This is a genomic window from Bacillus hominis, from assembly GCF_018332515.1.
Taxonomy (GTDB): Bacteria; Bacillota; Bacilli; order Bacillales; family Bacillaceae_G; genus Bacillus_A; species Bacillus_A hominis.
Genome location: NZ_BOQD01000300.1, coordinates 1 through 11,077, shown reverse-complemented (window position 1 = coordinate 11,077; position 11,077 = coordinate 1). Strand labels below are relative to the sequence as shown.

At 36.7% G+C, this 11,077-nt stretch carries 12 protein-coding genes, 1 pseudogene and 1 riboswitch; of the genes and pseudogenes, 7 read left to right on the top strand and 6 right to left on the bottom strand.

Annotated features, from left to right (window positions below):
* Positions 1-150: 150 nt before the first annotated feature.
* Both KI356_RS22900 and KI356_RS22895 read right to left on the bottom strand, forming a co-directional pair.
* Positions 151-753, bottom strand: a complete 603-nt coding sequence (locus KI356_RS22900; protein WP_212936553.1) for a molybdenum cofactor guanylyltransferase — start codon at positions 751-753, stop codon at positions 151-153.
* Positions 750-1,259, bottom strand: coding sequence for a MogA/MoaB family molybdenum cofactor biosynthesis protein (locus KI356_RS22895; RefSeq protein WP_002015669.1), 510 nt, complete (start codon positions 1,257-1,259; stop codon positions 750-752). The genes KI356_RS22900 and KI356_RS22895 overlap by 4 nt, the downstream gene beginning before the upstream one ends.
* Before the next feature lie 323 nt (positions 1,260-1,582).
* Here KI356_RS22895 and KI356_RS22890 point away from each other — a divergent pair, with 323 nt between their 5' ends.
* The 3 genes from KI356_RS22890 to KI356_RS22880 are packed head-to-tail and all read left to right on the top strand — an operon-like array spanning position 1,583 to position 2,902.
* Positions 1,583-2,500: a hypothetical protein gene (locus tag KI356_RS22890; protein WP_212936552.1), complete on the top strand. Its 918-nt coding sequence runs from the start codon at positions 1,583-1,585 to the stop codon at positions 2,498-2,500.
* 36 nt (positions 2,501-2,536) lie between these two features.
* A complete protein-coding gene (locus KI356_RS22885) occupies positions 2,537-2,716 on the top strand; it encodes a hypothetical protein (protein WP_128282944.1) in 180 nt (59 codons plus the stop codon).
* 6 nt (positions 2,717-2,722) lie between these two features.
* Positions 2,723-2,902: a hypothetical protein gene (locus tag KI356_RS22880; RefSeq protein ID WP_128282943.1), complete on the top strand. Its 180-nt coding sequence runs from the start codon at positions 2,723-2,725 to the stop codon at positions 2,900-2,902.
* A 41-nt stretch (positions 2,903-2,943) separates the two neighbouring features.
* Here the strand turns inward: KI356_RS22880 and metK are convergent, their stop codons facing one another.
* On the bottom strand, positions 2,944-4,143 hold the full coding sequence (gene metK, locus KI356_RS22875) for a methionine adenosyltransferase (protein ID WP_128282942.1): 1,200 nt from the start codon (positions 4,141-4,143) through the stop codon (positions 2,944-2,946).
* Positions 4,144-4,312: 169 nt separating this feature from the next.
* Positions 4,313-4,434: riboswitch (SAM riboswitch) on the bottom strand.
* 228 nt (positions 4,435-4,662) lie between these two features.
* Between metK and pckA the strand changes: the two genes are divergently transcribed.
* Positions 4,663-6,249, top strand: a complete 1,587-nt coding sequence (gene pckA / locus KI356_RS22870) for a phosphoenolpyruvate carboxykinase (ATP) (RefSeq protein ID WP_128282941.1) — start codon at positions 4,663-4,665, stop codon at positions 6,247-6,249.
* Positions 6,250-6,895: 646 nt separating this feature from the next.
* Here the strand turns inward: pckA and KI356_RS22865 are convergent.
* Positions 6,896-7,279 carry an ATP synthase subunit I gene (locus KI356_RS22865; RefSeq protein ID WP_212936551.1) on the bottom strand — a complete coding sequence of 128 codons (384 nt, stop codon included), beginning with the start codon at positions 7,277-7,279 and terminating at the stop codon, positions 6,896-6,898.
* Positions 7,280-7,602: 323 nt separating this feature from the next.
* On the opposite strand from KI356_RS22865, the gene KI356_RS22860 reads away from it, so the two are divergent.
* Complete coding sequence (locus KI356_RS22860; protein ID WP_002123250.1) at positions 7,603-7,824, top strand: hypothetical protein; 222 nt, start codon at positions 7,603-7,605, stop codon at positions 7,822-7,824.
* Positions 7,825-7,852: 28 nt separating this feature from the next.
* On the opposite strand, the gene KI356_RS22855 is transcribed toward KI356_RS22860, so the two are convergent.
* Together KI356_RS22855 and KI356_RS22850 are read right to left on the bottom strand one after the other, a co-directional pair.
* On the bottom strand, positions 7,853-8,758 hold the full coding sequence (locus KI356_RS22855) for a DMT family transporter (protein WP_212936550.1): 906 nt from the start codon (positions 8,756-8,758) through the stop codon (positions 7,853-7,855).
* A gap of 202 nt (positions 8,759-8,960) precedes the next feature.
* Positions 8,961-9,284: an iron-sulfur cluster biosynthesis family protein gene (locus KI356_RS22850; RefSeq protein WP_002123255.1), complete on the bottom strand. Its 324-nt coding sequence runs from the start codon at positions 9,282-9,284 to the stop codon at positions 8,961-8,963.
* Between the two features lie 332 nt (positions 9,285-9,616).
* On the opposite strand from KI356_RS22850, the gene KI356_RS22845 reads away from it, so the two are divergent.
* Both KI356_RS22845 and KI356_RS22840 read left to right on the top strand, forming a co-directional pair.
* Positions 9,617-10,537: a Nif3-like dinuclear metal center hexameric protein gene (locus KI356_RS22845; protein WP_212936549.1), complete on the top strand. Its 921-nt coding sequence runs from the start codon at positions 9,617-9,619 to the stop codon at positions 10,535-10,537.
* A 128-nt stretch (positions 10,538-10,665) separates the two neighbouring features.
* Positions 10,666-11,077: pseudogene (locus tag KI356_RS22840) on the top strand (collagen-like protein); the annotation flags it as partial.

Here is an 11,077-nt window from a genome sequence, read left to right as displayed (position 1 = left end):
AGACTTGTAATAAAAACCCATAAAAATTAAAATATGGTTATACAGTATTTTTACTGTATGGTGATTTTAAGAAATTCCCCTTAAAATCAACTTACTCACATACCTTTATACAGTAATTGTTCCCCAATTTCTGTATATCAAAAAAACCTTTCATTCATTTGAAAGGTTCTTTTGAACCTGCGCATATTCTTCTTTCGTATTCACATTTATAAACCATTCTGCATTTGCTTGTACATCTTCTCCGGCAACATATTTCACATTACATTGTGATAAAAGCTGCCCCATGCTTCTTTTTTCTTCCTGAAGTAAAGTGTAAATCTTCTCTTTCACACGGTTATGATACGCCGCAAGTAACGGTTGTTTTCTTCCATTAATAATAGGTACAACCGCATCATACTCATCACTCGTTTGTTCTAATAAAATAGGAAACCACTCTTGCGAAACATTTGGTGCATCGCAAGGCATAATAGCGTACCAATCTGCTTCGATATATTCCATTCCTGATACAATTCCAGCAAGTGGGCCGTTTCCTTTATAATGCGGAATATCTTCTATAACGGGAACTTGTACTAATTGCTCCACTCGCTCTTTTATATCAAAATGACTAATGACTACAACTTCTTGAAGCGTACTTATCATCACTTTCAAAATATGCTCAACAAAAGTACTCCCACCCCAACTCGCTAGCGCTTTCGGTTCACCGAATCTACTCGACATACCACCTGCTAATACAATTCCAGCAAACTTACTCATTGGCGATGCAGCTCAAATGTAATATGACCTAACTCCGGTAAAATCAACTTATTCATCGCAAGACGAACTGCTCCGCTAGATCCCGGCATTGAGAAGACTACTTTGCGCCCAATCGTACCGCCGATTGCTCTACTTAACATCGCACTACTTCCGATATCTTCTAAGTAACTTATCATACGGAACAACTCACCAAATCCGACAATTTCTTTATCTAATAACACTGACACCGCTTCAATCGTTACATCACGTTTCGTAATACCAGTTCCGCCATTGGTTAGTACGACATCAACATCTTCCCTATGATAACCAGCTAACACTGCCTGCTGAATACTCTCTTTATCATCTTTTACAATTTCATAAGAGGTCACTTTATGTCCTGCTTCTATTAATAATGCATGTAACAATTGACCACTCTTATCCGTCTCTTCCGTACGTGTATCGGAAATCGTTACGATCTTGCAGCGTACTTCTTTTGGTGCTTGTTTTTTATGTTCAGTTACACTCATTTTCATCTTTCCTTTCATTTACCCTGTAAAATTATGTATAAATCAAAGAATTCAATATGATACAATATAAGTATATTTATCCATATAAAGGAGATTTAAGCGATTCAAAATATGACACTATATGTACCCATTATACCATTCCTAATTATATTATCCCTGTTTCACTATATCGCTTACGGGTTTGATATTAATTTTTAAAAATTATATGTACTCATGCCAGATGGTGGTATTCACTACTATTTAACTAGTACAGCCATTCCACCTGTCCTTGCCTACCTTATAGATTTTGTATGGAAACAAAAACTGAACTAAAGGAGGTAAACATGAAAAATAGTACAATTTGTACAAAACTATTATTTTTCATTTCTTTATTAGGAGTATGTTTTTCTTCTACCGTTCATGCTGAAGAAAAACATGCGAATGTTATACAGGTAAACATAACAAATTGGAGTGAAGATAAAAATACGTCTGAACAAAAATTAAATCCTCCACTTCAAACAAATTCAGCTGAAATCCAGCTCTACCACAATAACGGTAATCCAATTACAACAAATATCTTAGAATCTGCCCCAAAAACAAATTTATATTTATTTGCTGTCTCTAATTATTATATAAATAAAATCAGCTATAGAGATTATTACTTTTCAGAAGCGAAAACAGAAAATATAGAAGCAATTCAAAAAGAAACTATACGCACTCTAAAAAAGATTTCACATGCAACTTCGTATACTACTGAGTCCATTCAAGCAAATAGAAGTTATCATTACTCTTTTTATACTGGAGCTAAATTAACAACAAATATTCAATTTGAGAAAGAGGGTTCTAACGTAAATATTAATGAAAAAAACGGATCTGTCTGGAATGTAAGAGCAGCCCATACGATTAAAAATACAATTATAAACCCACCCTTTATAAGCTGGCATACACAATTATCTGTACCTTATTCATCACAAATTTTAATAGATTTTTCCCCTGATCCCACTATGCTTCCAACAAGATTTTTTTCAAACTTAACTGGTTTTAGCATAAGCGATAACTCCTCACTAAGTGAAAAATATGGGAGCTGGACATTGGAGAAAAATCTATTTAATCCTGTACCCAAAACAGCTCAAATGAATACGAAAATTAAAACTTCAAATACTTCTGGAAATTTAGGTTTACAGTTGAGCCACACTTACGTACGTGCTGGTGGTACTACTCATTCCACCGGGATAGTTTCTACCTATATACCAGATAGATGACACTATACAAAATATTTCTTAAGAAGGAGATTCATTATGGAACTATATAAAAAATTAACAACAACATTCATCCTCTTATTTGTTGCTTCCATCACTGTCGGCTTTTCTCTAAAAGGAGCAATTCCATACGCTACATTAATAAGTATTATATTCGCAACGCTATTTTTACTGAGCAGTGCATTTTGCGCAGGAAAAGCGCGCCAACTGAAAGGATGATTTTCTATGTTCCGTAAGAAACCAATCCTTTGTAAATCATGTGAAAAGGAAATACAAACGTATGAAAAATCGTGGATTCATATGCCATTTCCAGCAAGCGGTATGACAAATATGAAAAAATATATTGAGCTAGACGGAGAAGTATATTGTAGCTCATGCATTCAAATCATAAGTAAAACAAAATAAAAAAAGCTTTGCGCTCACCGCGCAAAGCTTTTCTTCATATATTATAGACTAGCTTGCTCTTTTAAAGCTGCAGCTTTGTCTGTACGTTCCCATGATAGATCTACATCAGTACGTCCGAAGTGGCCGTAAGCTGCTGTTTGTTTGTAAATTGGGCGACGTAAGTCTAGCATTTTAATAATACCAGCTGGGCGAAGATCGAAGTTGTTACGAACTAGTTCTACTAGTACGTCTTCAGATACTTTACCAGTGCCAAATGTATCAACTGAAATTGATACTGGTTGTGCTACGCCGATTGCGTATGCAAGTTGTACTTCTGCTTTATCAGCAAGACCAGCTGCTACGATGTTTTTCGCAACATAACGAGCTGCATATGCTGCAGAACGGTCAACTTTCGTTGCATCTTTACCAGAGAATGCACCGCCACCGTGGCGAGCGTATCCACCGTAAGTATCAACGATGATTTTACGTCCTGTTAAACCAGCATCACCTTGTGGTCCACCAATTACGAAGCGACCAGTTGGGTTAATGAAGAATTTCGTTTCTCCATCCATTAATTCAGCTGGAACTACAGCTTTAATTACATGCTCTTTTAAATCGCGATCGATTTCTTCCCATGTAACATCTGGATGATGTTGTGTAGAAATTACAATTGTATCCACACGTACAGGTTTACCATTTTCATCATACTCAACTGTAACTTGCGTTTTTCCATCCGGACGTAAGTATGATAATGTGTCATCTTTACGTACTTCAGTTAAACGGCGAGCTAATTTGTGAGCAAGCGAGATTGGAAGTGGCATTAATTCTTGTGTTTCATTACATGCGAAGCCAAACATTAAACCTTGGTCTCCCGCACCAATTGCCTCAATCTCAGCGTCAGTCATTAGACCTTCGCGTGCTTCTAGCGCTTGGTCAACACCCATAGCGATGTCAGCAGATTGCTCATCGATAGATGTTAAAACTGCACAAGTTTCTGCATCGAATCCATATTTTGCGCGTGTGTAACCAATGCCTTGAATTGTTTCACGAACGATTTTCGGAATATCTACATAAGTAGAAGTCGTAATTTCCCCCGCTACCAATACTAAACCAGTTGTTACAGTTGTTTCACAAGCCACACGTGCATTTGCGTCCTTTGATAAGATCGCATCTAAAATTGAATCAGAAATTTGGTCACAAATTTTATCTGGATGTCCTTCAGTTACAGACTCAGATGTGAACAGATGACGTTTTTTTGTCATGTGGTAAACCTCCCTACAGTAATTGTATATATTGTACGGAACTCATCCTTAATTTGCCACAAACTGCGACATACATTTATTCTCCCACACAAGCATACAGAAAAACCTTTCCCACTTAACATAGAGGAAAGGTTTAATTTGCTACTTGCATACTGCTTTTTGCCCTTTGCTCTTATCGTTCGAGACCATTAGCCTCGCACAGGTTTTAGCACCTATTCACCTGTATTTACCACTACAAGTGAGGTTGCTGGGCTTCATCGGGCCTGTCCCTCCGCCAGCTCGGGATAAGAGAGTATCCGTCCCAACCTATACTAAAGAAATGATATTCATTTGTCAATTAATATTCACATTTTCCTGAAAGTTTTTCTCAATACGTATAGAATGAAATATAAATAAGGAAATGATACATTCACACAAACAAAAATAAATAAATAGTATACATTATTTATATAATTGTGTTATACTCTTGATGGGGATTACGAGGAATATTTCATTAAATGAAAAGGATGGTATATAAATATGAGTACTGTGAATGTCCAAATTGGTTTACATGAATTATTGAACGGAAGCAATGCACAGATTCAATTAAGTGTTCCGCAATTAGTGGAAAAAGTATTAATGCGAAACGAAGGGAAATTAACTTCTACTGGTGCCGTTTCTGCTTCAACAGGAAAATACACAGGACGTTCTCCTAAAGATAAATTTATTGTGAAGGAAGCATCGGTTGCTGACAAAATTGCTTGGGGAGCCGTGAACCAACCGATCTCTGAAGAACATTTTAATAAATTATATACAAAAGTTTTAGAATACTTAAAAGAAAAAGAAGAGTTATTCGTCTTCAAAGGATTTGCTGGCGCTGATCGCAACTATCGCCTACCAATTCAAGTTGTTAACGAATATGCATGGCATAATTTGTTCGTACATCAATTATTTATTCGTCCAAATGAAGAAGAATTAACAACTCACGAATCAGAGTTCACAATTGTTTCTGCACCAAACTTCAAAGCAGATCCAGCAATTGACGGTACAAATTCTGAAGCATTCATTATGGTTTCATTCGAAAAACGTATCGTACTAATCGGTGGTACAGAATACGCTGGAGAAATGAAAAAATCGATTTTCTCTATTATGAACTTCTTACTACCTGAACAAGACATTCTTTCTATGCACTGCTCTTCAAACGTAGGCGAAGAAGGCGACGTAGCACTATTCTTCGGTTTATCTGGAACAGGCAAAACAACATTATCTGCTGATCCAAACCGTAAATTAATCGGTGACGATGAGCACGGTTGGTCTGATAACGGTGTATTCAATATTGAAGGCGGTTGCTATGCAAAATGTGTAAACCTTTCTCATGAGAAAGAACCACAAATCTTTGATGCAATCAAATTCGGATCCGTTTTAGAAAACGTTGTCATTGATGGTCAAACACGCATCGCTGACTATAACGATACTACTTTAACAGAAAATACACGTGCTGCATACCCTATGCATGCGATTGACAATATCGTACTGCCAAGTGTTGCAGGACATCCAAATACAATTATTTTCTTAACTGCTGATGCATCTGGCGTATTGCCTCCAATCAGTAAGTTATCAAAAGAGCAAGCTATGTACCACTTCTTAAGCGGTTACACTAGTAAACTAGCTGGAACAGAGCGCGGTGTTACATCTCCGCAAGCTACATTCTCTACTTGCTTCGGTTCACCATTCTTACCGCTTGATGCATCTCGTTATGCTGAAATGCTTGGTGAAAAAATCGAGAAACATGATGCAAAAGTATTCTTAGTAAACACTGGCTGGACTGGTGGCGAATACGGTGTTGGTAAGCGTATGAACTTAGGTTACACTCGTGCAATGATTCAAGCAGCACTAAGCGGTGAACTTGCAAAAGCTGAAACTGCGAAACACGACATCTTCGGTCTTGAAGTTCCACTTCACGTACCAGGTGTACCTGACGAAGTATTAATGCCTGAACAAACTTGGGCTGATAAAGATGCTTACAAAGAAAAAGCAATTGAGCTTGCAAACGAATTTAAAGAAAACTTCAAAAAATTCGATAGCGTTTCTGAAAATATTATTAACTTAGGCGGCCCAATCGCTTAGTTATAAAACTTTCTGTTGAAATAACCCTTTACTCATATGAATAAGTGTCGTGTAACCGTAAAGTTTCGCGTACTCACCGACAAAACCCAATGCGGCTTAACGGTTACACATACTTACATAAAAAAGAAGCTTACGTTTTTCACGTAAGCTTCTTTCTATATATTCTTTAATTTACCCACACACAAATCACAGCAAACAGATCTCTCGCTCATTCTCTCCTTTTGGTTTGACACCTCATGGGAGCAAAAAAGCCTCTGATCGCTCCTACCCATCGCTAGATCATCCCATCTACAAAAACTAATTTATATAATTGGATTTTCACACATTCAAATCACAACTTCGAACATAGAAACTTTTTTTCCTATTCACTACATCCTTCTGGTTTCACACCGCATAGAAGCAAAAAGGCTCTAACCGCTTCTATCCACCGCCGAATCCTCTATTCCATCTGAAAAAGTTCCAAACCTAATTTTCAATTTATATACCCGGATTTTCATATATACAAACCACAACTTCGAACATATAAATTATATTCCTACTCACTACATCCTTCTGGTTTTACGCCGCATGGGAATAAAAAAGGCCCTAACCGCTTCTATCCACCGCCGGATCCTCTGTTCCATCTAAAAAGAGGCTTTTCATCTTTTTATCTCTTCGTTAATTCTTTCTCATCTTTCATACTATAGTAACCTAAATTAATAACGATTAAGAAATAACCACCCATAATCCCTACTGCAAATGCCCACATTACCATATGATGCTCAATTTCGTACATAATAATAGCACCCAAAATCGCAGCTGCAAAGCGATTAAACATACCAAGCGTCGGTGCTTTCGTCTTCTTTACGATACTATCTCCAAGCTTTTCGATACGCCTTCCTAAAATCCAAACACAATACATACTTACAATAAGTCCAATTCCCGCACCTAAAAAATGCGCTGAAAATGGTGTTAACATCCAGCCTAGTAATAGAATGGCTAGTAAATAATACGATTGAATTTTAAACGACCTTAATGACATATTAATCATGCTGTACTCCTCTTCAATGTTTTTTTTTATTTATCCAACAAAAGCTGTATAACTCGTCCAGTTCATCATTAATAAAAAACGAGTCCATACTACTTAAAAATTCATTTACACATTTATTTCATTCAAATTAAAAACAACATAAACGGTATGTTTATGTTGTTAAAATGCTTTTAGGAAATAATATTATACAAGATTTCTAATATAGAATCCCTCACAAATGTGACGTTTTTCAAAACATTTTCCGTCCAATTATGAAAAAAGTGATATCAATCTATGAACATACGGATATGATGTAATAAGCACATAAATAAAGGGGGCGTCTAATGATTTATTTTTTAATGGCTCTCATTCACCTCATTGTCCCTGCACTTATTGGACTTTCATTATATTGGTACACGAAAAAACATAGTATTTTCTACGCTGTCCTCGGTGTCCTTCTTCCAGGCATTATTCTTATCACACTCTTCCGCATTCCATTTTTAAACTTAATTCCACTTATTACTGCGATCTTATTTCTCATATTCTTACCAAAAATAAAAAAATAGGAAAGCAGATCACAGGGGATCTGTTTTCCTATTTTGATATAGGTTCTTGCATAGTAGAATGTACTTGTACTCTCTCTGATTTCACAAACCATAGACCGAAGAAAATGATAATTCCACCGATTATTTGTTGTAACGATACATATTCATTCGCCCATACAGCCGCAAATAAAACAGCTATAAGCGGTGTAATATACATATATACCATCGTGTGCGATGCCCCAATTTTTTGGACACCAACATACCACATCACTAAGCCGAATACTGTTACAAAGAAAATAGAATATAGCAAGGAAAATAATGTCATTCCGTGTGTAATGTGAAATGGCATGACAAATACATGTGGACCACTTAACAATAAGAGCGGAATCGCTCCAACTAATGCCGACCATGCTGTAACACGAAGTGCTGAATATTTTTTAATTAATGGCCCTGCTAAAACAGGATAAAGCCCCCAGCATATCGATGTAATTAGTCCAATCCCATTTCCGTAAAAAGAACTAGCGAGTGAATGCCCGGCTACTAAAACTAATGCAGCACCGGCAAAGGCAATCATAGAACCAATGAACTTTCGAGAAGAAAACTTTTCTTGTTTCAAGAAAATCGCAAATACAGTTGTAAAAATTGGTGAAATAGAAATGAGTAAAGAGGCATTTGTAGCGGATGTATATTTAACAGTTTCCATAAATAGCGTTTGATACAGCACAATCCCTACAACGCTAACAATGATTAATCTTGGTATATCTTTTCGCTCCATGTAAAGCGACTTTTCAATAAAGAATGTAAGTAATAACAGTAGTGGTGCCGCAGCCATCATTCGAAGCGCGGTAAACTCAATTGCGGTAAATTCTAAAAGTCCGTATTTTGCAATCGTATAGTTAATACCCCAAATAATAACAACACTTAAAATTAATAATTCAATTCCCCATCTTCTCATGCGTATCCCCTCCGCAAAGAGTATTATACAGAAAATTCAATCACATGTACATTTCATTGTATTAAGTAGCTCATTTAGTAAACAAAATTATATCGGCGATTCAACAAGGAATATCGATTTATCAACAAAAAACGAAAATAGTAACACCTTATATAATTAAAGAAGACCGCCTCAAAAATATTTTTGGGCGGTCTTTTCTTTGTTACACTCGAACATGTAACTTCATATTTGGATTATAAAACTGGCTTGGGCTCTTCAGCTGAAAAGTCCCTCCAACTTCATGCCAATCAACTGTTAACTTATCATCCATAAATACAAGCTTTGTGCGGTCTGCAATAAATTTTAGTACGCTTGATTCGATATCTACATCGCGCTCATCTTTCTCTGAAACGGCTACTAAATCAATAATCCCGCTCATAACACAACCGCAACCTTCATTATCGTAAAATAACTTTATATATTTCGCTTCACTCGGAATCGTATCCATAATCTTTTTATATGCTGCCTCTGTTACAGTAACGTACATGCGTGAATCTACATCCTCTCTTCTCGTATCATTTATATATTGTACCACCATTTTTCTTAAATCTTATATACAGAAAATTGAGACTAATATACAATATATGTAATAAAGGAGGTTGTATCACGTATGTTCAAATTACTGCGATACCCCATCTTCTTAGGTCTACTCGGTAGCTTTTTTATTTCTAGCGGAATGGTATTACAACATATACTTCCCTATTCTCCTTCTATCGGTTGGATTCTAGGTTTTTTGTGCTTCCTACCCGCTTCTTATTTTGCCACGAAAAACAAAAACAACTAACAGGGTAAGGATTATTTTAAGGAGGATAACACAACATGTCAGCTTTAAAAGAAATAGAACAATCAATTAATCATTTATTCCAAATTGAAAAATACGGAAAAGACAGTTCCTTTAGTCGTTTCCTTCCAGCTACATATGATCAAATCCAGTTTCCATGGCAACAATTTTTCGAAGCGACTTTTGTTGAGCTATTTAACGGTCTTATGATAAGAGGTGCTGAAAATGTAAACACAATCTTTTTAGCTGTGTTCCCAACTGATGATGTTCTCGAAAAATTCATTTCACAATCCATGCCAGGTGATTTACTCTTCATGCACCATCCAATTGTGATGGAGTGCGGTGATCCACTCGGAAAGTCAGGGCGAGGATTTACTCCAATTTCATCAAAATATTTGCAGGCAATTAAAGAAAAACAACTTTCTATATATACATGTCACGTTCCAATGGATTTTCATCAAACATATGGAACTAGCATTTCAATTGCAAAAGCACTACAAGCCAATGTAATTGACGGGTTTGCTTACGGTGGTCCAGAAACAGAACCAGTCGGTCTCATTTGTGAAATAGATGAAACAACAACAGAAAAACTCCAAAAACATCTAAAAAAACTCTTTAACATTCCTTATACAGACTTCGAAGGTAAACAACATGACTCCATCAAGAAAATTGCAATTATCGCTGGCTGCGGCGATGTCGTATCTTTAATGAAAGAAGCAGAAGAAAAAGGTGCTGAAGCATATATTACAGGAGAAATCCATTGCCATATCGACAATGATTACGGCAGGCATAAATACTCGCTCATTATGGATTACGTAAAAGAAACAAACATGTCACTCATCGGTGTGTCACACTCTGCCTCTGAATATTTAGTGAAAGAGACATTGATGTATGATTGGTTTAAAGAGAATTTTGATGCGGATGTTACTTTGCTTCCACAGGAAAAATGGTGGTTATAAGATCTCCCCTATTTTTGAAATCTATATACACAATACAATCGACCACACAAAAATATAGAATCTACAATATATATATAGTGGTTCTACTTTTATAATAGATTTTCAAAAATATAGAAAGGAGAAAGTACATGTATCAACGTAATTGTTTTAGTTGTGACGGTAGACGTAACAGTGGTTCTATCGGAAGCACTGGACCTACTGGTGCTACTGGCGCCACTGGACCTACTGGTTCTGCTGGGCCTACCGGAGCTGGTTTACAAAGTACTACCGCTTTTAGTCTATCAGCCGCTCCTAACTATAAAACGGGACAAGTTGTGACTTACACGAGTAGCGGCTATGTTGTAAAAAAAGATGCACCTCAAGGTTTTCCGAATGTATCTCCAGATTATATCGTATTGGTAGAAGGTGGTCCTACTGGAGCTACTGGACCTACCGGGAGCACTGGACCTACTGGAAACACTGGACCTACTGGCATTACTGGGACTACCGGGGGCACTGGACCTACTGGCATTACTGGACTTACCGGGATCACTGGACCTA

Excerpts from the sequence above, each read along its gene's own strand:
- KI356_RS22900 (WP_212936553.1), bottom strand. The coding sequence starts at position 753 with ATGAGTAAGTTTGCTGGAATTGTATTAGCAGGTGGTATGTCGAGTAGA.
- KI356_RS22895 (WP_002015669.1), bottom strand. The coding sequence starts at position 1,259 with ATGAGTGTAACTGAACATAAAAAACAAGCACCAAAAGAAGTACGCTGC.
- KI356_RS22890 (WP_212936552.1), top strand. The coding sequence starts at position 1,583 with ATGAAAAATAGTACAATTTGTACAAAACTATTATTTTTCATTTCTTTA.
- KI356_RS22885 (WP_128282944.1), top strand. The coding sequence starts at position 2,537 with ATGGAACTATATAAAAAATTAACAACAACATTCATCCTCTTATTTGTT.
- KI356_RS22880 (WP_128282943.1), top strand. The coding sequence starts at position 2,723 with ATGTTCCGTAAGAAACCAATCCTTTGTAAATCATGTGAAAAGGAAATA.
- metK (WP_128282942.1), bottom strand. The coding sequence starts at position 4,143 with ATGACAAAAAAACGTCATCTGTTCACATCTGAGTCTGTAACTGAAGGA.
- pckA (WP_128282941.1), top strand. The coding sequence starts at position 4,663 with ATGAGTACTGTGAATGTCCAAATTGGTTTACATGAATTATTGAACGGA.
- KI356_RS22865 (WP_212936551.1), bottom strand. The coding sequence starts at position 7,279 with ATGATTAATATGTCATTAAGGTCGTTTAAAATTCAATCGTATTATTTA.
- KI356_RS22860 (WP_002123250.1), top strand. The coding sequence starts at position 7,603 with ATGATTTATTTTTTAATGGCTCTCATTCACCTCATTGTCCCTGCACTT.
- KI356_RS22855 (WP_212936550.1), bottom strand. The coding sequence starts at position 8,758 with ATGAGAAGATGGGGAATTGAATTATTAATTTTAAGTGTTGTTATTATT.
- KI356_RS22850 (WP_002123255.1), bottom strand. The coding sequence starts at position 9,284 with ATGTACGTTACTGTAACAGAGGCAGCATATAAAAAGATTATGGATACG.
- KI356_RS22845 (WP_212936549.1), top strand. The coding sequence starts at position 9,617 with ATGTCAGCTTTAAAAGAAATAGAACAATCAATTAATCATTTATTCCAA.